This window comes from Lentzea pudingi, from assembly GCF_014646255.1.
In the GTDB taxonomy this organism is placed as follows: domain Bacteria; phylum Actinomycetota; class Actinomycetes; order Mycobacteriales; family Pseudonocardiaceae; genus Lentzea; species Lentzea pudingi.
Window position 1 is genome coordinate 1 of the sequence record NZ_BMNC01000003.1, and the last position, 21,041, is coordinate 21,041.

The 21,041-nt window shown below is 71.2% G+C and carries 15 protein-coding genes and 1 pseudogene; 8 read left to right on the top strand and 8 right to left on the bottom strand.

Annotation, left to right across the window (positions count from 1 at the left end; all coding sequences use genetic code 11):
• A pseudogene (locus IEY88_RS10940) lies at nt 1-446 on the bottom strand (hypothetical protein); the annotation flags it as partial.
• A gap of 95 nt (nt 447-541) precedes the next feature.
• Here IEY88_RS10940 and IEY88_RS10945 point away from each other — a divergent pair.
• The gene (locus tag IEY88_RS10945; RefSeq protein ID WP_189154582.1) at nt 542-4,654 is read left to right on the top strand and encodes an nSTAND1 domain-containing NTPase; all 4,113 of its coding nucleotides are present in this window, start codon (nt 542-544) and stop codon (nt 4,652-4,654) included.
• On the opposite strand, the gene IEY88_RS10950 is transcribed toward IEY88_RS10945, so the two are convergent.
• Together IEY88_RS10950 and IEY88_RS10955 are read right to left on the bottom strand one after the other, a co-directional pair.
• The gene (locus IEY88_RS10950; protein WP_189154583.1) at nt 4,609-5,274 is read right to left on the bottom strand and encodes a response regulator; all 666 of its coding nucleotides are present in this window, start codon (nt 5,272-5,274) and stop codon (nt 4,609-4,611) included. The two genes, IEY88_RS10945 and IEY88_RS10950, sit on opposite strands and share 46 nt — an antisense overlap.
• Nucleotides 5,271-6,353: a sensor histidine kinase gene (locus tag IEY88_RS10955; RefSeq protein ID WP_189154584.1), complete on the bottom strand. Its 1,083-nt coding sequence runs from the start codon at nt 6,351-6,353 to the stop codon at nt 5,271-5,273. The genes IEY88_RS10950 and IEY88_RS10955 overlap by 4 nt, the downstream gene beginning before the upstream one ends.
• 133 nt (nt 6,354-6,486) lie before the next feature.
• Here IEY88_RS10955 and IEY88_RS10960 point away from each other — a divergent pair, with 133 nt between their 5' ends.
• Nucleotides 6,487-6,786 (top strand): DUF6223 family protein, encoded by a 300-nt coding sequence (locus IEY88_RS10960; protein WP_189154585.1) that lies wholly within the window; start codon nt 6,487-6,489, stop codon nt 6,784-6,786.
• Here IEY88_RS10960 and IEY88_RS10965 read toward each other — a convergent pair.
• The 4 genes from IEY88_RS10965 to IEY88_RS10980 form a co-directional block, all read right to left on the bottom strand.
• Nucleotides 6,743-7,888, bottom strand: a complete 1,146-nt coding sequence (locus tag IEY88_RS10965; protein WP_189154586.1) for an ROK family protein — start codon at nt 7,886-7,888, stop codon at nt 6,743-6,745. The two genes, IEY88_RS10960 and IEY88_RS10965, sit on opposite strands and share 44 nt — an antisense overlap.
• A complete protein-coding gene (locus IEY88_RS10970; RefSeq protein WP_189154587.1) occupies nt 7,885-9,366 on the bottom strand; it encodes a xylulokinase in 1,482 nt (493 codons plus the stop codon). The genes IEY88_RS10965 and IEY88_RS10970 overlap by 4 nt, the downstream gene beginning before the upstream one ends.
• 1 nt (nt 9,367) lies before the next feature.
• On the bottom strand, nt 9,368-10,519 hold the full coding sequence (gene xylA, locus IEY88_RS10975; protein ID WP_189155364.1) for a xylose isomerase: 1,152 nt from the start codon (nt 10,517-10,519) through the stop codon (nt 9,368-9,370).
• Between the two features lie 68 nt (nt 10,520-10,587).
• Nucleotides 10,588-11,178, bottom strand: a complete 591-nt coding sequence (locus IEY88_RS10980; protein ID WP_189154588.1) for an SGNH/GDSL hydrolase family protein — start codon at nt 11,176-11,178, stop codon at nt 10,588-10,590.
• 283 nt (nt 11,179-11,461) lie between these two features.
• On the opposite strand from IEY88_RS10980, the gene fusA reads away from it, so the two are divergent.
• Nucleotides 11,462-13,447, top strand: coding sequence for an elongation factor G (fusA, locus tag IEY88_RS10985; RefSeq protein ID WP_189154589.1), 1,986 nt, complete (start codon nt 11,462-11,464; stop codon nt 13,445-13,447).
• Nucleotides 13,448-13,584: 137 nt separating this feature from the next.
• Entirely contained in the window at nt 13,585-14,328 is a 744-nt protein-coding gene (locus tag IEY88_RS10990) for an endonuclease/exonuclease/phosphatase family protein (RefSeq protein WP_229693271.1), read from the top strand.
• On the opposite strand, the gene IEY88_RS10995 is transcribed toward IEY88_RS10990, so the two are convergent.
• Nucleotides 14,318-15,775, bottom strand: a complete 1,458-nt coding sequence (locus IEY88_RS10995; RefSeq protein WP_189154591.1) for a PA domain-containing protein — start codon at nt 15,773-15,775, stop codon at nt 14,318-14,320. The genes IEY88_RS10990 and IEY88_RS10995 overlap by 11 nt on opposite strands.
• A 118-nt stretch (nt 15,776-15,893) precedes the next feature.
• Here IEY88_RS10995 and IEY88_RS11000 point away from each other — a divergent pair, with 118 nt between their 5' ends.
• The 4 genes from IEY88_RS11000 to IEY88_RS11015 all read left to right on the top strand — a co-directional run bounded on the left by IEY88_RS11000 (nt 15,894) and on the right by IEY88_RS11015 (nt 21,037).
• Nucleotides 15,894-16,502 (top strand): hypothetical protein, encoded by a 609-nt coding sequence (locus tag IEY88_RS11000; RefSeq protein ID WP_189154592.1) that lies wholly within the window; start codon nt 15,894-15,896, stop codon nt 16,500-16,502.
• Nucleotides 16,503-16,524: 22 nt separating this feature from the next.
• A complete protein-coding gene (locus IEY88_RS11005; protein WP_229693272.1) occupies nt 16,525-18,762 on the top strand; it encodes a GH92 family glycosyl hydrolase in 2,238 nt (745 codons plus the stop codon).
• A 92-nt stretch (nt 18,763-18,854) separates the two neighbouring features.
• Nucleotides 18,855-19,988 (top strand): zinc-dependent alcohol dehydrogenase, encoded by a 1,134-nt coding sequence (locus IEY88_RS11010; protein ID WP_189154593.1) that lies wholly within the window; start codon nt 18,855-18,857, stop codon nt 19,986-19,988.
• A 41-nt stretch (nt 19,989-20,029) separates the two neighbouring features.
• Nucleotides 20,030-21,037: an NAD-dependent epimerase/dehydratase family protein gene (locus IEY88_RS11015; protein ID WP_189154594.1), complete on the top strand. Its 1,008-nt coding sequence runs from the start codon at nt 20,030-20,032 to the stop codon at nt 21,035-21,037.
• Nucleotides 21,038-21,041: the final 4 nt, after the last annotated feature.

Below are 21,041 nucleotides of genomic sequence, written 5' to 3' on the forward strand. Positions count from 1 at the left end.
ACGAACCACTCCCGGACGATTGGAACTGGATTTCCAGTCCAACTTCCGGGAGGCAGTTCATTCTCCCGCCCCTCGGCGACCAGCCGCAACGTCTCCCGCTCGCGCGCGGTCAGCGACGCGGGCGGGGGGCCGGGCAGCAGCGAGGACACGAGCCGCGGTGACACCCAGCCGCCGAACCGGTGCACGTCGTGCACGGCCCGCACGATGTCGTCGGGAGGGTCGTCGGCGAGGACGAGCCCGGTGACCCCCAGCCGCACCAGGGCCTCCACGGCGTCGAACGACGGTAGCACCGCGACGGTCCGCGGGCCGGCGGCGCGGGAGGCGTCGGTGACGATCACGTCGGCGGGAGTGCCTGGACCAGCCCACGGCACGGTGGTGAGGCGGGACGAGATCCTGTCGGCCAGCAACGTGCTGCGCAGCGACAGCGAGACATGGATGGTTCGCACATCCCGGAACAGTCGGCGAAGGGCCGTATTTCTGCGTGTCGGGTGCGTATAACGCGAGGTCGTTGTTACCGTTCGCCGATCATGGGGGAGGGTGCGTGCGGTTCCGGGTGCTCGGTCCGATCGTCGTGTCGGGCGGCGAGGAGACCCCGTTGCGTTCGGCCAAACAGCGGACCCTGCTCGCGATGCTGGTGCGGCACGCGAACACCCCCGTCTCCGCGCAACGGCTGATCGAGGTGCTCTGGGAGGTCCCGCCCGCCTCCGCGCAGGAGAACGTCCGGCTGTACGTCTACCGGCTCAAACGCGCGCTCGGCCTCGGCGACCGGATCACCCGTGAGCCCGGCGGGTACCAGCTCGCCATCGAACCCGGCGAGCTCGACGCGGACCGGTTCGACCAGGTGGCGGCGGACGGCGAACAAGCGCTCGCGGACGGCGACCCGGCGAAGGCGGCCGACCTGCTCACCGAGGCGCTCGGCCTGTGGCGCGGCCCTGCCTACCCGGACCTGCCCGGTCAGTTCGCCGCGCGGCTCGACGAGACGAGGCTGCGTGCCGCGGAAGCACGCGCGGCAGCCGAACTCGCACTGGGCCGGCACGCCGAGGTGATCGGCGGGCTGGCCGAGCTGGCCGAGGCGAACCCGTACCGGGAACCGTTGCACGCCAAACTGATGACCGCCCTCTATGGCGCGTCACGGCAGGCCGAGGCGCTGGAGGTGTTCCGCCGGGCGCGCGAACGGCTCGTCGACGACCTCGGCATCGAGCCCGGCGCCGAACTGCGCGGCCTGCACGAGACGATGCTGCACGGCGCGCCGCTGCACGAACCCGCTCCGCCGAAGGTCGCCCGCGCGGACTGCCCGTACCGCGGCCTGATGGCGTACCAGCCGGAGGACCACCCGTGGTTCTTCGGGCGCGACCACCTGGTCGACCTGGTGACACGCCGGATCGACCGCCACCCGGTCGTCGGGGTGTTCGGCGCGTCCGGCAGCGGCAAGTCCTCGTTGCTGCGGGCCGGTGTCGTCGGCGGGCTCGGCCCGGCCTGGCGGCCGATCGTGATCACGCCGACCGCACACCCCCTGGAAGCGCTCACGAACGCGCTGGCGTCCTTCACCGGCAAGCATCCCGACCTCGGTGCGGACCCGGCGGCGTTCGACGTCGAGGTGCGCAACGCGCTCGCGAACGGCCCGGACGACGTCCGCGTGCTGCTCGTGGTCGACCAGCTGGAAGAACTGTTCACCCTGTGCGGCAACGAAAGTGAACGCTCACAATTCCTCGGCGTGCTGCTGGACGCGGCCCAGGGACCGCACCGCCGCACACGGGTCGTGCTCGGCGTCCGGGCGGACTTCCTCGCCCACGTCACGCAGCACCCCGGCCTGGTGCGGGCGCTGGCGGACGAGGCGACGGTCCTGGTCGGGCCGCCGTCGAGCGCCGACCTGCGGGACATCGTGCTGCGCCCGGCGGCGATGAGCGGGCTGTCCGTCGCCGCCGACCTGCTCGCGACCGTGCTGGCCGACGTGGAGGCCGAACCGGGCGCGCTGCCGTTGCTGTCGCACGCGCTCGTCGAGACGTGGCAACGATCCGGCTCCGAACTGACGCTGGCCGCGTACCGGGCCGGTGGCGGGGTGCGCGGGGCGATCGCGCAGACCGCCGAGCGCGCCCACGGAGACCTCGAGAGCGCGGAACAGCAGGCCGTGCGACGGATTCTGGTGCGGCTCACCGCGTTCGGCGACGGCACCGAGGACACCCGTCGGCCGATCCGCCGCGGTGAGCTCGACGGCATCGCGGACGCCCCGGTGATCGACGGTGTGCTGGGCCGCCTGGTCGCCGAGCGGTTGATCGTGGTGGACGAGGACACCGTGGAGATCGCTCACGAAGCACTGATCCGTGCGTGGCCCCGGTTGCAGCGCTGGCTTTCCGACGACCGCTCGACGTTGCTGGTCCACCGCAGGCTGACCGCGGCCGCCCGGACGTGGAGCGACCTCGACCGGGACGAGGGCGCGCTCTACCGGGGTGCGCAGCTGGTCGCCGCGTCGGCCTGGGCCCAGGACCACCCCGGCGAGCTGAACGCGGCGGAGGAGGCGTTCCTCGGGGCGAGCCGTGCGCGCGAGGAGGCCGAGCAGGTGACGGTGAAGCGACGCAACCGCCTGCTCACCAAGCTCGTCTCGATCATGGGCGTGCTGCTCCTGCTGGCCGCGGGCGGTGGCGGTGCCGCGTGGTGGCAGTCGCGGGAAGCCCAGTTGCGGCAACGGATCGAGCAGGCGCACCAGACCGCGCTCTCCGCCAGGGGTCTCGTCGACACGGCGCCCGACCTCGCCGGGCCGCTCGCCCTGCAGGCGTACCGGCTGCACGCGGACGACGACACCCGAGGCGCGTTGCTGAGCGCCGCTTCCGCACCACGCCGGCGCGTCGAGCTGAACGCCGACGGCCCGCCCGTGCTGGACGTCAACGTGTCGCATGGGGGTGACGTGATAGCGACGGCCGACCGGGACGGCCACGTCACGTTGTGGGACCTGCGGACCCGGTCCAGGAAGCTCTTGCTGGCCGACCACAACACGTTCACCGACGGCGGCTACGCGAGGCAGGCCGAGTTCAGCGCGGACGACAGGTTCCTCGCCTCGAACGCGTCGCTCCCGGCGCTGGGCGGGAGCCGTGGTGACGTCGTGGTCTGGGACCTGGCGAGCGGGAAAGCCGTGTTCTCCCACCAGTTCGACCTCATCACCGCCGGGCTCGCGTTCCACCCGGCCGGGACGTCGTTCGCCGTCGGGATCGCCGGGGGCGCGGTCGAGGTGTGGGACGTCGCCAGCCGGACCAGCCGAACCCTCAAGGGGCACAAAGCAGAAGTCAACGCGTTGGCGTTCAGCCCGGACGGCGCGCTGCTGGTCACCGCGAACGGCAAGGAACACCCGGTGGTGTGGGACGTCGCCACCGGTTCGAGGATCGGGGAGATCCCCTCGCTGGAGGTCAACAACGTCGTCTTCGACGGCGCGAACATCGGTACCGCGACGTTGCGCGACGGCGTGAAGTTCTGGGACGTGCGGGGGAATTTGCTGTCCGAGCTGCCGAAGCAGGGCGCGTACGCGTGGGAGGCGTCCGGGGTGGTGGGCGGCCGGATGGCGGTGGCCGACGAGGACGGGCTCATCACCGTCTGGGACGTCCGGACCGGCCGGCCGATCACGACGTACCGCGATCGCGGCCGCACCGAGTCGAGGGCGATCGCGCTGGGACGGGACGGCACGCTGTTGGTGTCCGGCGGCTTCGGCCGGATCGTGGCGGTGCGCGAGGACGCCGTGCCGCCGTTCACCGGGCATTCCGACGGCATCAACGACATCGACGTCTCCCACGGCACGGTCGCGTCCGCCGGTGACGACGGAACCGTGCGGCTGTGGGACCTCGACGGCACCGCGCTGGCCACTTTGGACGGTCACCCGGACCGGGTGGAGTCGGTGTCGTTCAGCCCCGACGGCTCCCGGCTGGCCGCGCTCACCCGCGACCACACCATCTCACTCTGGGACGTCGCCCGTCGTGAGCGCTTGTCGTCGTTGTCCTACAGCGGATTGGGGGCGTCGACCGGCATCGCGTTCCAGCCGGACGGGCGCGGGATCGTCACGGCGTCGCTCGGCCGGTTCCGGTGGAGCCTGCCGGACTTGGAACACGGCGCGTTCTCCGGCGGCCCGTACATCGCGAGCGCGGTGGAGTTCACGCCGGACGGGAGGTTGCTGATCTCCACGGACCCGGCGGGCGGCGCGATGCTGTGGGACATGGACGGCGACCGGCTGGAACGGCGCGTGAGCACCGGGCAGGGCGACGTGCGGGACGTCGCGGTCAGCCCGGACGGCACACGCTTCGCGACGGCGGGCGCCAACCGGACGGTGAAGGTCTGGGACGTGGCCACGGGTGCCGAGCTGATGACGCTGACCGGTCACTCCGCACCGGTGGTGGCGCTGGCGTTCAGCCCGTCCGGCGCCACGCTGGCGTCCGGGGGAGAGGACGACGCGGTCGTGGTGTGGGACCTCGGCACCCGGTCGGGCACCACGCTGACCGGGCACGCCGGGCCGGTGCAGGCCGTGGCGTTCACGCGCGAGGACGAGCTGGTGTCCGGGGCGAACGACTCGCGGATCATCCGCTGGTCGCTGTCCACCGCGGCCGCCGAGACCCGGATCTGCGCCTACGGCTACCCGCGTTCGGAGGTCTGCGGGACCACGAGGCCCGACTCGTAGGCGATCACCACGAGCTGGGCGCGGTCGCGGGCGTGCAGCTTCGTCATCGCGCGGTTGACGTGGGTCTTCGCGGTGAACGGGCTGATCACCATGGTGGCGGCGATCTCGTCGTTCGACAGGCCGCGCGCGACCAAGGTGACGGCCTCGCGCTCGCGGTTCGTGAGGTGCTCGAGGCTCTGGTCGGGGTGCGGCGGCTGGCTCACGTACCGGTCGATCAGCCTGCGGGTGATCGACGGGGCGAGGAGGGCGTCGCCGCGCGCCGCGACCCGGACGGCGTGCAGGAAGTCCTCCGGCTGGACGTCCTTGACGAGGAACCCGGCCGCGCCCGCCTTCAGCGCGTGGAAGACGTACTCGTCCAGGCCGTAGTTGGTGAGGATCACGACCTGCGTGTTCGTGAGGGACGGGTCGGCGGCGATGCGCTTGGTGGCCTCGATGCCGTCCATCTCCGGCATCTGGACGTCGATCAGGGCGATGTCCGGGAGGTGTGTGCGGGCCTGGTCAACGCCCTGCGCGCCCGTCGCGGCCTCGGCGACGACCTCGATGTCGTCCTCGGCCTCCAGCAACGCGCGGAAACCGCTGCGGATAAGCGGCTGGTCGTCGACCAGCAGGACGCGGATCATGGCTGTGCCACGGGGAGTTCGGCCCGCACGCGGAAGCCGCCTTCGGTCCGTGGAGCTGCCTGGAGGTGACCGCCGAGCGCGGTGACGCGTTCGCGCATGCCGAGCAGCCCGACGCCGGGTTCCGCGTTCTCCGGTGCCGCCTTGCCGTCGTCGTCGACCTTGATGACCACGGCGTCCGGCCGGTAGTCGATGTGAACGTGCGCGGTCGCGGCGGCGGCGTGGCGGGCGATGTTCGTGAGCGACTCCTGCACGATCCGGTACGCCGTGCGTTCCACGGCCGCCGGGACGTCGTCGTGGCGGCCCTCGATCGTCAGCTCGGCGTCCAGGCCGGTGGACCGGGCGCGCTCCACCAAGTCGGGAACGTCCTTGATGCCGTGCGGTGGGTTCTTGTCGTCGTCGCGCAACGCTTCGAGCGTGGCGCGGAGTTCTCTGGCCGCTTCCCGTCCGGCGTCGCGGATCACCACGAGCGACTCGGGCACGTCCTCGCCGCGTTTCCGGGCGAGGTGGACGGCGACCTCGGCCTGCAGCTTGATCACCGAGATCTGGTGGGTGAGCGAGTCGTGCAGCTCGCGGGCGATGTGCAGGCGTTCCTCGCCGGCACGTCGGCGCGCCGTTTCCTCCTTGGTGCGTTCGGCTTCGTCGGCTCTGCGCTCGGCCTGCCTGAGCGCTTCACCGGCGGCCGCGGCGGCGATCAGCCACGCGATCTGCAGGACGTCACGGGTCTGGTCGAACGCCTCGTAGGTGGTGAGGTCACGCGGGGAGAGGAGCGCCGCGAGGGGGAGGGTGGCGAGCATCAGAACGGAACTGGTGAGCGTGAACAAGCGGTGGCCTGCCCGCATGGCTGCGTAGACCGCGAACAGGAACGCGATCACCGGCACGTCCGCGCCGGTCGCCTGGTAGCCGAGCGCCAGGACCCCGGTCGCCACGAGCACGGTCCGTGGTGCCGTCCGGCGTGCCGCCAGCACCAGCCCGCTCGCGGCCAGCAGCGCGTAACCGGGCGCGGTGGCCGGGTGCCCGGCCACGACCAGGCTCGCCGCGACTCCCGTGGCGATCACCCAGTCCAGCCAGCGCCTGTTCATGCGTGCACCCTAATCCTCCGTTCGCGCTGGTAGATCGTTCGCCGGGACGATTGTTGGAGTACTGCGCCCGCAGTACTCGGATGTCTACGGCGGCATGACGACTTGGGGGCGTGCTGAGGGGTTCGCTGTGCCCATGTTGCTTTCCGCTGCTTATGACATGACCACCGGCCGCACGTTGTCACTGATCGGCGTTGTCGTTGGCGCGCTTGGGTTGTTAGCGCTCACTCGCCGGCGCGGCCTGTGGGCTGTGGTGCTGGGCGGGATCGGCGCGGTGATCGGCCTGGTGGTCGTGCTGATGGCCGAGGGCGGACCTGGCACCGGCTACGGCATCGTCGGTGGCTACGCGTCGCTGGTCGTGGGCGTGGCCGCCCTGGTGTTCGGCGGTCTCGCTATGCGAAGAGCCGCTCGGGCTGCTGCACCGCGCGCCTCGTGATCAGTCCCGCCGCACCCCGCACCACCGCGAACTCGCCGAGCGGCGAGCCCAGCAGCCGGGTGTGCCGTTCGCCGCCCGCGAGCACCCTGCCGTCCATTTCGGACTGCACCGACTCCCGGAGATGGTCGTACAGCACGGCATAACTGCCGCCGAGCACGACCGTGGGCACGTCGAAGAGGTTCATCAGCGTCGCGATCCCGACCCCGAGCGCCTCCCCGGCCTTCCGCACGGCGCCGAGAGCCTTGGCGTCACCGGCTTCGAGCGCCTTGCGCAACGAGTCGAGCCGCCGCCGGCCGGCCTCGCGCAGGATCACGTCGAGTCCCGCGTACCGCTCGACACAACCGCGACTGCCACAGGTGCACCGGATGCCGTTGCGCTCGATGACGACGTGCCCGAGCTCGCCCGCGAACCCGCTGACCCCGCGGTAGATCTCGCCACCCAGCACCACGCCGGCACCGATGCCGACGTCGGCGGTGACGTGGACGAAGTCCTCGCCCGCGAGGTGGCGCGGCCACAGGTGGGCGAGGGCGGCGAGGTTGGCCTCGTTGTCGACCTGCACGTCGAGCCCGGTCCGCTCGCCCAGTCCCTCGGCCAGCCGCGCGCCGACGAGCCGGAGCAGGTTGGGCGTCCGGATGACGGCGCCGTCGTGCACGACGCCGGGGATCGCGAGCCCGGCGCCGAGCAGCCTGCGGTTCATGCCGGCGGTGACCTCGCGGATCAGCCCGGCGACCTCGTCGAGCACCTCGTCCGCCGACGCCTTGCGCATGTCGGCGGGCACGAGCCGCCGTTCCAGCGTCGCGCCGTCGAGCCCGAGGGTCTCGACGGCGAGGTGGCTGACGTTGATCTCCGCGCCCACCGCCACCGGCCCGTCCGGGTGGAAGCGCAACGGCTTGGACGGCCTGCCCATGCCGGCCAGCGTGGCGGGTTCCTCGACGAGGATCCCGCCCGCCAGCAACGGTTCGGTGAGGTTCGAGAGGGTCGCCTTGGTGAGGCCGGTGCGGGCCGCGAGGTCGGCCCGGGAGCCGGGCCGGTCGACCAGGGCGAGCAGGACAGTGCGCAGGTTGCCCAGGCGGACCTGGCGCAGGTGGTCGACGGTGGTCATCGACTCAAGTATCGCTGCGCCGCGTCTCCGTACCGCGCCCGGACCTCCGGCACCGCGTCCGCTTCGAAACGCGTGCTCTCGGCCAGCGTCCACTCCGGCGGGGTGGCGCCGCCCGACAGCGTCCAGGCCGCCTGCCGTGCCGCGCCGTCGGCCACGTACTCGCCAGGCGCGGGCACCGTCACGGGCACACCGAACACCGTCGGCGCGATCTCGCGCACGGCCGGAGAGACAGCCGCTCCTCCGACGAGCCGCACACCGCTGACGTCCGCACCCTGCTCGGCCAGCGCGTCGAGGCCGACGGCGAGTCCGCACAGCATGCCTTCCACCGCCGCACGCGCGATGTTCGCGGGAGTGGCGTTGGAGAGCGTCAGCCCGTGCAACGCACCCGTCGCGTCGGGCAGGTTCGGCGTCCGTTCGCCTTCGAGGTAAGGCACCATCACGACACCTTCCGCGCCCGCGGGTGCGGAGAGGGCCAGTTCGCTCAGCCGGGTCAGGTCGACGCCGAGCATGCGCGCCGTCGCGTCCAGGACGCGGGCGGCGTTCAGCGTGCAGGCCAGCGGGAGGTAACGGCCCGTGGCGTCGGCGAACCCGGCCACGATGCCCGACGGGTCCTCCGCGCGGACGTCGGCGGTGGCCGTGACCACGCCGGACGTGCCGAGCGAGACCACGACGTCCGCGCCGCCGCCCACGCCGAGCATGGCCGCCGCGTTGTCACCCGCGCCTGCGGCGAGACGGACCGTCTCGTCTCGTCGGCCCCCCTCGCCCAGGCGGAACAGTTCATCGCGCAGGTCGGAGGCGCCCAATCCGAGACGAGACGTCTCGTCTCGCGAACCGGCGGCGAGGACCGTGTACTCGGCCGGGCCGAGCACGCGCGGCAGCACCACGTCGGACCGGCCCAGCGCGAGCGAGAGCAGGTCAGGCACGTAGGCGTTGGAAGCCGAGTCGAAGTAGCCCGTGCCGGACGCGTCCGAACGGTCGGTGACCAGGTCGTCCAGCGAGCCGGTGCCGCGCAACCGCCACGTCAGCCAGTCGTGCGGCAGGCAGACGGCGGCGGTGCGCTTGGCGTTGGCCGGTTCGTGCTGGGCGAGCCAGCGCAGCTTCGTGATCGTGAACGACGCGACCGGCACGAGGCCGATCCGTGCCGCCCACGACGCAGCTCCCAACTCGTCGGTCAGCGAGGCCGCGGCCGCCGCGGAACGGGTGTCGTTCCACAGCAATGCCTCGCGCACGACCTTGCCGTCCTCGTCGAGGCAGACCATGCCGTGCTGCTGGCCCGCGACGCTCACCGCCGACACGCCGGACAGGCCGCCGGCATCGGCCAGAGCGGACCGCAGTGCCGACCACCAGTGCGACGGGTGCACCTCGGTGCCGTCCGGGTGGGCCGCACGGCCCTCCCGGACGAGCCTGCCGGTCTCCGCGTCGCGAACCACGACCTTGCACGACTGCGTCGAGGAGTCGATGCCGGCGACGAGCGTCATGTCAGCGCGCTCCCGTGAGGTGCTCGAGGGCGAGCTGGTTGAGCCGCACGAAGCCGTAGCCGCGCTCGCCCGCCTGGTCGGGGTCGAAACCGGTGTCCTTGATCAGGTCATCGTAGGACTCGCCGGCGTTCAGCGTGGGCTGCGAGAGCTCCGCGACACCCGCGGTGGCCAGCGCCTCCTGCACCTCCGGGTCCGCGCGGAAGGCCGCCGCACGGTCGCGAAGCAGCAGGTAGGTGGCCATGTTCGCCTTCGCGGAGTCCCAGACGCCCGTGAAGTCCTCGGTGCGCGACGGCTTGTAGTCGAAGTGCCGCGGGCCCTCGTAACCGGCCGTCTCCAGCAGGTCGACCAGCGCGAACGCGTTCATCAGGTCGCCGTGGCCGAAGACCAGGTCCTGGTCGTACTTGATGCTGCGCTGCCCGTTGAGGTCGATGTGGAACAGCTTGTCGTGCCACAACGCCTGCGCGATGCCGTGCACGAAGTTCAGCCCGGCCATCTGCTCGTGCCCGACCTCGGGGTTGAGGCCGACCAGCTCGGGCTTGTCCAGGGACGTGATGAACGCGAGCGCGTGCCCGACGGTCGGCAGCAGGATGTCGCCGCGCGGCTCGTTCGGCTTCGGCTCAAGGGCGAACCGGATGTCGTAGCCGCGGTCGGTGACGAACTGCGTCAGCAGGTTCATCGCCTCGCGGTACCGGTCGAGCGCCGCTCGCACGTCCTTGGCCACGTCGTACTCGGAGCCCTCACGCCCGCCCCACAGCACGAACGTCTTGGCACCGAGCTCCGCCGCCAGCTCGACGTTGCGCAGCACCTTCTGCAGCGCGAACCGCCGCACGCCGCGGTCGTTGCTGGTGAAGCCGCCGTCCTTGAACACGGGGTGGCTGAACAGGTTCGTCGTCACCATCGGGATGACGAGGCCGGTTTCGGCGAGCGCGCCCTGCAGTCGGCTGATCTGCTGGTCGCGGTGCGTGGCCTCGAAGCCGAACAGGTCGTCGTCGTGGAAGGTCAGGCCGTACGCGCCGAGCTCGGCGAGCCGGTGCACCGCCTCGACCACGTCCAGTTCGGGGCGCGTGGCCTCGCCGAACGGGTCGCGACCCTGCCAGCCCACGGTCCACAGACCGAAGGAGAACTTGTCCGCCGGAGTGGGCGTGCTCATCATCCACCTCATTCGTTCAATGCTTGAACTTAGTCTGGACAGTACGACGCCACGGCGTTGATCGCAATCGGTCAGTGCTGTGCGGCGACTGCCTCGACCGCGGGGGCCAGCGCGGCGGCGATCGCGCGGTAGCCGGCGGCGGACGGGTGGAAGCGGTCGGTGGCGAAGAGCGACGGGTCGGCGGCGAACCGCGAGGTGACCGCCTGCTCGACGTGGGCGACCACGCCGCCCGCGCGGATGACGGCCTGCTGCTGCACCTGGGCGTAGTTCCGGCTCACGGCCGACACGACGTCACGCAGTGCGGGCGGCACGTGGGCCACGACGCTCAGGTCGGGCGCGGTGCTGACGACGACGCCGGCACCGGCTTGCCGCAGCTCGGCGACCGCGTCGTGGAGTTGCCGCGCGCCGACCTCGGCCGGCACGAACCTGGTGAGGTCGTTGGCGCCGATCACGACCACGGCGATGTCGACCCCGGTCGCCACCGCCGTGCGGACCTGCCTGCCCAGGTCGGCCGAACGCGCGCCGGGGAAGGCCTGCACACTCAGGTCGACGTGGTGTCCCGACGAACGGAGGTGAGCAGCGAGGAGTGGGCCGAGGGTGTCCTCACGGCGTGTGCTGCCCACTCCGGCGGCGATCGAGTCGCCGAGCAAACACAGGCGCATGATCGGTCAACGAACGAAGTGGCGGCCGTGTTCCGTGAAAACCGGTGTCGCGCCAGGGCTGATGTGTCTACACTCCACGATCATCATCACCGAGACGAGAGGGGACCGGCCGTGCGTACCGCCGCTGTTGTCCTCCCGTCCCGTTTCGACGTGATCCTCGTGTCCTCGCACCCCGGTCGCCTGCTGCGCGCCGGGCGCCGGAGTGTCTGACGAACCCCTGAGCGGAGTTCGCCGGGTCATCGCGCTGACCCCGTAAACCTGTGACACCAAAGGCAAATCAGTCATGCGTGCCATCACGTTGAACGCTGTCCGCAACCTCGGCATCCTCGCCCACGTCGACGCCGGCAAGACCACCCTCACCGAACGCGTCCTGTTCGCCACCGGCAGCACCTACAAGCGCGGCGAGGTCCACGACGGCACCACCGTCACGGACTTCGACCCGCAGGAGCGCGACCGCGGCATCACGATCTTCGCCGCGGCCGTGACCTGCACGTGGGACGGGCACCGGATCAACCTCATCGACACGCCGGGCCACGTCGACTTCGCCGACGAGGTCGAACGGTCCCTGCGCGTGCTGGACGGGGCCGTCGCGGTGTTCGACGGTGTCGCCGGTGTGGAGCCGCAGAGCGAATCGGTGTGGCGGCAGGCTGATCGGCACGGCGTGGCGCGGATCGCGTTCGTCAACAAGCTCGACCGGGCGGGCGCGGACCTCGACCTCGTCGTGGAGTCGATCCGCACGCGCCTGCACACCGTCCCGCTCGTCGTGCAGCTGCCGATCGGCGTGGAGGACGGGTTCCGCGGTGTCGTCGACCTGGTGCGCATGCGTGCGCTGGTCTGGGACGACGGCATGACCGAGGGACCTGTACCGGAAACGCTGACGGCGGAGGCGCAACGGCGGCGCCGCCTCCTGGAGGAGGCGGTGGCGGAGCTGCACCCCGAAGCCTTGGAGGAGTTCTTCGAAGGAGGTCTTTCCGAACAGACGCTGAGGAACGCGCTCAGGGAACTGACCCAGCGCGGTCAGGCGACCGTCGTGCTGTGCGGCTCGGCGTACCGCAACCGCGGCATCGAACCGTTGCTGGACGCGGTGATCACGTACCTGCCGTCCCCTGTGGACGTTCCTCCGGTGCGGGGTCTCGACGGCCAGGAACGGGAACCGGACCCGGACGCGCCGTTCTCGGCGTTGGTGTTCAAGGTGAACGCCACCGCCACCGGACGGCTGGCGTACGTGCGCGTCTACTCGGGCACCCTCCACAAGGGAGAGACGGTCCAGGTGGGCGGCCGCGCCGAACGCATCGGGCGGATCCTGCGCGTCCAGGCCGACCGGCACACGCCGGTCGACCAGGCCGTCGCGGGCGACATCGTGGCGCTGGTGGGGCTGAAGTCGGCACACACGGGCACGACCCTGTGCGCGCCAACGGCTCCACTGCTGCTGGAACCCGCGGTGTCGGCCGATCCGGTCGTGTCCGTGGCCGTGGAGACGCGGAGCAGCGCGGACAACGCCCGGCTGACCGAGGCACTGGCGCACCTGGTCGACGAGGACCCGTCCCTGCGGTTCGGAACGGACCACGAGACCGGTCAGACGGTGCTGTCCGGCCAGGGCGAACTGCACCTGGAGGTCTCGGTGGAGAAGGCACGCACGCTGCACCGCATCGAGCTCACCATGGGACGGCCGCGCGTCTCGTACCGCGAGAGCGTGCACACCGGCGTCACGGGATTCGTGTACCGGCATGTCAAGCAGGACGGAGGTCAGGGACAGTTCGCTCACGTCGTGATCGACACCGAGCCGCTGGAGAGCGGTTTCGAGTTCCGCTCGGCCGTCACCGGCGGGCGCGTGCCGCAGGAGTTCGTCCGCGCGGTCGAGCAGGGCTGCCGGGACGCGCTGGCCGAGGGACCCCTCGGCCACCCGGTGGTCGGGCTGCGGGTGACGCTCACCGACGGGTCAACGCACGTCAAGGACTCCTCGGAGATGGCGTTCCGCACGGCGGGGCGGCTCGGGCTGCGTGAGGCGCTGAGGGCCGGCGCCATGACGCTGCTCGAACCGATCGCCGAGGTCACGGTGACCGTGCCGGAGGAGTACCTCGGTGGTGTGCTCGGTGATCTGGCGTCCCGCCGGGGCAGGATCCTCGGTTCGGAGGCCAGGACCGGCGCGACGGTGGTGACGGCGAGCGTGCCGCTGGCGGAGATGTTCGGCTACGTGACCCGGTTGCGCAGCCGGACGCAGGGCCGCGGCTCGTTCACCAGCACGCCCACCGGCTACGCGCCCGCGTGAACGTTGGGTGGGTCGACCGCTTTTCGTCGACTCACCCAACGTCCACTTTCAGTTCGTGTGATGTGACAGTGATGCAGGCCCGCTCTCGGTCAGAGCGGGCCTGTGCCATGCTCGGCCGGGTGTCGACCTTGAACGTCATGTCCCTCAACCTGCGGTACGCCTCCGCCGTCGAGCCGAACTCCTGGCCGGCGAGACGCCCGGTGATGGCCCAGCTCCTGCTCCAGGAGCTGCCCGCCCTGCTCGGCACGCAGGAAGGCCTGTACGGGCAGATCAGCGACATCGCGCACGACCTGCCCGACCACTACGACTGGATCGGACTCGGCCGGCTGGGCGGCAGCCACGACGAGTTCATGGCCGTCTTCTTCGACACCCACCGCCTCGAACCGCTGGAGTTCGACCACGAGTGGCTCTCCGACACGCCGAAGGTCGTGGGTTCCCGGTCGTGGGGCAACAACGTGGTCCGGATGGTCACGTGGGTCCGGTTCGCGGACCGCCTGACGGGCAAGCAGTTCGTGGCCGTCAACACGCACTTCGACCACGAGTCGGCGAACGCCCGCCTGCGCGGCGCCGAGGTCGTCCGCGACCGCCTCCAGGCGCAGACCCTGCCGGTCGTCCTCACCGGCGACTTCAACGACGTCCCCGGCTCCCCGGCCCACACGACGCTGACGGCGGGGCTGGCCGACACGTGGCTCACGGGCCCGCGGACCACGCCGGCGTACGGGACGTTCCACGGCTTCGGCCCGCTCGTCCCGGACGGCCCGCGCATCGACTGGATCCTCACGCGGGGTGCCACCGTCGAAGCCGCCGCGATCAACACCTTCCAGCGGAACGGCCAGTTCCCGACCGACCACCTCCCTGTCCAGGCGTCGATCAGTTTCTAGGCGCCCACTCCGGCGGCAGCTCGTGCGAGCAGGTCGGCGCGCCGGCCGCCCGTGCCCGCCGCATGTCCAGGTACGGCCCGGCGATCCGGTCACGCGGCAACGGGGCCAGCGCGGTGATCGCGTCGCCCGCGGCGAGCACTTGGCGCCGCATGCGGTCGTGGTCGACGGCCGCCGCGCCGAACGACGGTGCCCAGAGCGTCCACGGCCCGGAGATCATCGCCATCGTCGGGACCAGGTGCGAGTGGAAGTGCGTGCCGATGCCGCCGAACGAGCACTGCGGCGGCATCCGGCCCGGCACCGGCAGGTCACTGCCGGGCAGCACGAAGGTGCGGTCCACCGAACGCCCGGCCAGTGCCGCCGACGCGCTCTCCGCCAGCGCCGGACTGCCCGCGAACCACCCGGACGGTTCGGCCAGTCCCGTGGGGTGCAGAGAACCATCACTGGGCAGGAACTCGCGTGTTCCGAGGTGTTCGAGCACGAACGCGAAGGCGATGGTTCCCGAGTCGTACTCGGCGTCCAGCGCGCGGGCGCGGAACTCGCTGCCCTCCGCCGGGCGGTGCAGGTGGCCTGTCGCGAAGACGAACTCGATCGTGCGCGGCCGGCAGCGCGGCGGCAGGCGGGCGAAGTGCTCGGCCAGCGCCAGCAACGCGACGGTGCCGTTCTCCTGCACCCAGCCCACGCCGTCGGTGTTGGTGTCGAGGACGATCCGTTCGCTGCTCAGCCCCGGCAGCGTGGCGATCAGCGAACGCGTGACGGCCGGGACGCGCGCGGCCAGCACGCCGATCGTCGTCCGCGGGCCCGGGACGAGCTTCGCGGCCGCGTCGGAGCCGACGAACACGCCCGGAACGCGGTAGTGGGTGCCGAGGTGCGGGTCCCAGTAGCCCTTGACCTGCTCGTGGGGGAACGGGAAGGCGACGACGACCCCGGCGGCGCCCGCCCTGCCCGCGTCGACCATGTCGGCGTTCAGCAGCGGTTCGGCGAGGTAACCGCGGTCCAGCGCGGGGAAGTCGCGCAGGACGACCTTGCCGCGGGCGTTCGCGGCGGTGATCGGCGTGCCGGCGGGCAGCCGGACCAGTTCGCCGGAACGCAGGCCCGGAGCGGAGTAGGGGATCGCGCCCGCGACCGGGACGGAGCCGCCCGAGAGCAGGAGACCGGGACCCGGTTGCCAGCGCGTGATCGCGAAGGGCTCGGACCGCACGGAGACACCCGGCAGCCGTTCGGCGCGGCGTTCCAGCCAGGAGATCAGGCGGTCGTGGTCCGGGCTGCCGGTGGCGCGGACGCCGAACCCGGCGACGGTGGCGTTGAGGGCGCGCAGACGGGCGGCGGAGGCGAACGTCCGGTCGTCGACGGTGGGGGAGCAGTCCGTCGAGGCGGTGGCCGGGGTGGTGAGTTGGAGGGCGAGAACCGTTACGACACCTATGAATGCGACGCATCTGGCGGGCTGCACGAGCCTCACTGTGAACCCGGCGAGGGGTCCTCACAATCCGCTGTCCAGGTAGCCGGCTGAGACCGCTGTCAACCGTGAAGGGAAATGGTTTATACCAATTTCCGCTACGGTCCGCCAGATGCGCTTGAAATCGACGTTCGGCCGCGTCGCGGTGATCGCGTGCGCGGTGCTGTTCACGCTCAGTTCGACGGCGGTCGCCCACGCCTCGCGGGGCCGCGAGTGCGCCACCCCGTCCATCGACCGGTACCAGCAGTGGATCGCCAGCGGTGAGGGTGCCACGGAACCCGCGACCGGCAGCATCCTCGTGCCCCAGGGTCGGCACGGGCACACGGCGAAGATCAAGTTTCTCGCCGACGACTGGGCTGTCATGGTCCTGTGGCTGGGCAACAGGTTCGAGGCCCAGGCGGACCTGTCCGACTCGCGCGGCTTCTGGATGACCTACCGCGCCACCAACGACCTCTACGTCCAGCTGCGGCCGGCGGAGTTCTGGAGCGGCGGCGACAAGTGGGTCACGAAGATCCCGTCCACCGGCGGCAGGCTGGTGAAGCGGTTCTTCAGCTTCAAGACAAAGAACTGGACATACCTGCCCGCGCTCGGCAAGCCGGCCTACCCCCTCGCCGACGCGCTCGACGACGCCCGTGGCCTGGTGTTCGTCGGCAACACGAAGAACGACCTGGAGTTCCGGGGCCTCGAGATCGACGGTTACCGGCCACCCTGCGTTCACTGAGAAACGGTTACTGTCCCGGGACGTGAGAGCGCTCCCGGTCTTCCTGGTCACTGTCCTCACCGCCGCGCTGGCGACTCCCGCGAGTGCGGCGGTGAGAGACGACACCCGGTACGTCGACCCGCTGATCGGCTCGGCGGGCGGCGGCAACACCTATCCGGGCGCGGTGCGGCCGTTCGGGATGATCTCGTGGAGCCCGACGTCGACCCGCGGCGACCAGACGAACACGGGCGCCGCCAACGGTTACGCCTACGACGCGACGAGGGTGCGCGGCTTCAGCCTCACGCACGTCAACGGCGCGGGCTGCCATCCCGGTGCCGCGGGCGACATCCCGATCATGCCGCACGTCGGGGACATCACCTCGTCGCCGACCGCCGACACCAAGGACCAGGTCTTCGCGAGCGACTTCTCCCACGCCGACGAGAAGGCCGAGGCCGGCCGCTACCGGGTGGGCCTGAAGTCCGGTGCCACGGCCGACCTCTCCGTGACGACCCGCGCGGGCCTCGGCGAGTTCACCTTCCCCGTCAACGGTTCGCTGCTGTTCCGCACGTCGAACTCGCTCAACGGCAGCGAGGACGCGGACATCACGATCGACCCGGCGACGAACAGCGTGTCGGGTTCGGTGCTCACCGGCGCGTTCTGCGGGCGACGGGCGAACGGCGGCACGAACAACCAGAAGACCTACTACCGCCTGCACTTCACGGCGTCGTTCGACCGCCCGATCTCGGCGTTCGGCACGTGGGTGAACAGTGAACTGAGGCCCGGCAGCACCACCGCGAGCGGCGGCGAGGGCTACCTGACCGGAAGTGCCCGCGCGGGCAAGGGATCAGGCGGGTATGTGTCCTTCCAGGACAGTGCGGTGCGGATGCGCGTCGGCATCTCCTACACCAGCCTCGACGCGGCCAAGCGCAACCTCGCGACGGAGATCCCGAAGCGCGCCACGGTGGACGACGTCGCGAAGGAGGCCCGCAGGGCCTGGGCGAAGCAGTTGCGCGCGGTCGAGGTCGACGGCGGCACGGCCGACGAGCGCACGATCTTCTACACCGCGCTCTACCACACCTTCCTGCAGCCCAACGTGACCAGCGACGTCGGCCAGGCGACCCGTTACGGCAACTTCTCCGGCTGGGACCAGTACCGCGCCCACACCCAGCTCCTCGCCCTGCTGGCACCGGACGTCGCGAGCGGCTACGCCCAGTCGTTGCTGGAGATCTCGCGACGCAACGGCGGTGTCTGGGACCGCTGGGTCCACATCACCGGCCCGACGCACGTGATGACCGGCGACCCGTCCGCCCCGGCCATCGCCGGCATGTACGCCATGGGCGCGAAGAAGTTCGACGTGCGGGCGGCCTACGACTCACTGCTGCGCCAGGCCACCGTCCCGCACCCGGACGGCCTGTCCGACAAGGGCTGCCCCGGCCAGTGCGAGGGCCAGCGCCCGAACCTCGCCGAGTACATGCGCCTCGGCTACGCCCCGCACGACACCTGCCACTGCTGGGGCGGCGCCGCCGAGACGCTCGAGGACTCGGTCGCCGACCAGGCGCTGGCAGACCTGGGCCGCAAGCTCGGCCGGCCGAACGCGGAGATGGAGAAGCGCGCGGGCTGGTGGCGCAACACCTTCAACCCCGCCACCGGGTACCAGCAGGCGCGCAAGGCCGACGGCAGCTGGGTCACGCCGTTCAACCCGGCCTCCGACCAGGGCTTCGCACAGGGCAGCAGCGCCACCTACACGTGGATGGTGCCGCACGACGTGCGAGGTCTCGCCGAGGTGATGGGCGGTCCCGAGGCCGCCGCGGCCAGGCTCGACGGGTTCTTCAAGCGCGCGGACGGCTCGTGGGCCACGGGCGGCGACGCGCTGCGGTACGACCCGACGAACGAGCCGGGCATCCACACGCCGTGGATGTACAACGAGCTCGGCCAGCCGCGCAAGACCCAGGAGACCGTGCGCGCGATGGCACGGCTGGTCTACAAGACCGGCCCGTCAGGCCTGCCCGGCAACGACGACCTCGGCACGATGTCCGCCTGGTACGTCTTCGCGGCCCTGGGCCTCTACCCGCGCACGCCGAGCAGCGCCGAACTGCACCTGTCCAGCCCGATGTTCCCGAAGGCGCGGATCACCGAGAAGAACATCACGGTCCTCGCGACCGGCACCCCGGGCATCCACGTCCAGGAGACCCGGTGGAACGGCCGCAAGGTCGACCAGCCGTGGTTGCCCGAGGCGTTCGTCCAGCGCGGAGGAGTGCTCGTCTCACGCCTTGAAGGGTGAACACCCAGCGCGAGCCGGCCAGTGCGTCCCCGTCCGTGTTTGCGGCCGTCCCACGAGGGAAAGACCACGGACACGACCATCGGGAGGCGATCGTGAAGGCTGTCGTGTGGCACGGCAAGGGCGACATCAGGCTCGACGAGGTGCCCGACCCGCGCGTGGAGGAACCCACCGACGCGGTCGTCCGCATCACCCGCAGCGCCATCTGCGGCACCGACCTGCACATGGTCCGCGGCACGATGCCGGGCATGGTCGAGGGGACGATCCTCGGGCACGAGGCGGTCGGCGTCGTCGAAGAGGTCGGCGCGGGTGTGCGGGGCTTCACGCCGGGCGACCGGGTGGTCGTCACCTCGACCATCGGCTGCGGCACCTGCTCCTACTGCCGCGCCGGGTACTTCGCCCAGTGCGACAACGCCAACCCGAACGGCGCGGCGGCCGGCACGTGCTTCTTCGGCGGTCCCGAGGCCACCGGCCCGATCAACGGGCTGCAGGCCGAGCGCGCCCGGATCCCGCACGCGATGACCACGCTGGTGCGGGTCCCGGACGAGGTCAGCGACGACCAGGCCATCCTCGTGTCCGACATCTTCCCGACCGCGTGGTTCGGCGCGCGGCTCGCCGAGGTCGGTGACGGCGACACGGTTCTCGTGCTGGGCGCGGGCGTGGTCGGGCAGCTGGCCATCGCGTCGGCCAAGAGGCAGGGCGCCGGACGGGTGATCGTCGTGGACGGCGTCGAGTCGAGGCTCGACATCGCGCGGGCGCAGAACGCGGAGACCGTCGACTTCAACGCCGAGGACCCGGTCGAGGTCGTGCGCGACCTGACCGGCGGGATCGGGCCGGACCGCGTGATCGAGGCGGTCGGCGTCGACGCCGAACAGCCGGGGAAGCGGACCTCCGAGCAGTGGAAGCCCGGCGACGGACCGCGGCAGGCGCTGGACTGGGCCGTCGAACTGGTCGCGAAGGCCGGCACCGTCGGGATCATCGGCGTCTACCCGCCGGGGTTCGACGAGTTCCCGATCGGCACCGCGATGAACAAGAACCTGACGCTGCGGATGGGCAACTGCAACCACCGCCGCTACGTGCCGCGCCTGCTCGACCTCGTGCTGACCGGATCGGTAGACCCGCTGCAGTTCATCACCCAGCGCGAGAAGCCCACGGCCGCGATCGACGCCTACAAGTCGTTCGACCTGCGTGAAGACGGATGGCTGAAGACGGTTCTCGACGTCACCTGAACGGGTATCCGGCGGCACCAGGCCGACACGCGGAGGAACCCATGCCAGGACGCAGGATCGTCGTCACCGGAGCGAGTGGCAACGTGGGCACGGCACTTCTGCGCAGGCTCGCCGAGGAACCGGACGTCGAGGTGCACGGCATCTCACGGCGCCCGCCCACCGACGCGCCGCCCTACCGCGGGGTGACCTGGACGCCCGTCGAGCTCGGCAGGGCCGGCGCCGAGGAGCTGCTGCGGACCGTGTTCGAGGGCGCCGACGCGGTCGTGCACCTCGCGTGGAACATCCAGCCCGCCCGGGACGAACGGCAGCTGTACCGGACGAACGTGGCGGGCTCGGCCCAGGTCTTCGGCGCGGCGGTGAAAGCCGGTGTGCCGCACCTGGTCCACATGTCGTCCGTCGGCGCGTACTCGCCCGGCAGCAAGGACCGCCGCGTCGACGAGTCGTGGCCCGTCGACGGTGTGACGTCGTCGTTCTACAGCAGGCACAAGGCCGCCGTGGAGCACATGCTCAACAAGTTCGAGTCCGACCTGCTCATCTCCCGGCCCCGGCCAGGCCTGATCCTGCAGTCCGACGCCGGATCCGAGATCCACGACTACTTCCTCGGCAAGCTCGTGCCGAAAGCCCTGTTCCGGCACCGGATCCCGATCCTGCCGCTCCCTCGCGACCTCGTGCTGCAGTTCGTGCACGCCGACGACGTCGCGGACGGGCTGGTCCGGATCCTGGACCAGCGCCCGCACGGCGGGGTGAACCTCGTGGCCGATCCCGTCATCACCCCCCGCGCGCTGGCGGAGGTGCTCGGCGGCCGGCACGTCGCCGTGCCGGCGAAACCGCTGCGGACGCTGGCGAGCCTGACCTGGGGACTGCGCCTGCAGCCCACCCCGCCCGGATGGGTCGACCTGGCCCTCAAGTCGCCGCTGCTGGACGCCTCACGCGCCAGGAAGGAACTTGGCTGGGAACCGCGCTACGACGCGCAGGAGGCCCTTCAGGCGCTCGTGCGAGGAATCGGAGAGGGAAAAGAGGTTCCGGGCAGTCCCGTTCTGGGTAGCTGATCCC

Coding starts and splice junctions, on each gene's coding strand:
- IEY88_RS10950 (WP_189154583.1), bottom strand. CDS start 5,274: ATGATCCGCGTCCTGCTGGTCGACGACCAGCCGCTTATCCGCAGCGGT.
- IEY88_RS10955 (WP_189154584.1), bottom strand. CDS start 6,353: ATGAACAGGCGCTGGCTGGACTGGGTGATCGCCACGGGAGTCGCGGCG.
- IEY88_RS10960 (WP_189154585.1), top strand. CDS start 6,487: ATGTTGCTTTCCGCTGCTTATGACATGACCACCGGCCGCACGTTGTCA.
- IEY88_RS10965 (WP_189154586.1), bottom strand. CDS start 7,888: ATGACCACCGTCGACCACCTGCGCCAGGTCCGCCTGGGCAACCTGCGC.
- IEY88_RS10970 (WP_189154587.1), bottom strand. CDS start 9,366: ATGACGCTCGTCGCCGGCATCGACTCCTCGACGCAGTCGTGCAAGGTC.
- xylA (WP_189155364.1), bottom strand. CDS start 10,519: ATGATGAGCACGCCCACTCCGGCGGACAAGTTCTCCTTCGGTCTGTGG.
- IEY88_RS10980 (WP_189154588.1), bottom strand. CDS start 11,178: ATGCGCCTGTGTTTGCTCGGCGACTCGATCGCCGCCGGAGTGGGCAGC.
- fusA (WP_189154589.1), top strand. CDS start 11,462: ATGCGTGCCATCACGTTGAACGCTGTCCGCAACCTCGGCATCCTCGCC.
- IEY88_RS10990 (WP_229693271.1), top strand. CDS start 13,585: ATGTCCCTCAACCTGCGGTACGCCTCCGCCGTCGAGCCGAACTCCTGG.
- IEY88_RS11000 (WP_189154592.1), top strand. CDS start 15,894: ATGCGCTTGAAATCGACGTTCGGCCGCGTCGCGGTGATCGCGTGCGCG.
- IEY88_RS11015 (WP_189154594.1), top strand. CDS start 20,030: ATGCCAGGACGCAGGATCGTCGTCACCGGAGCGAGTGGCAACGTGGGC.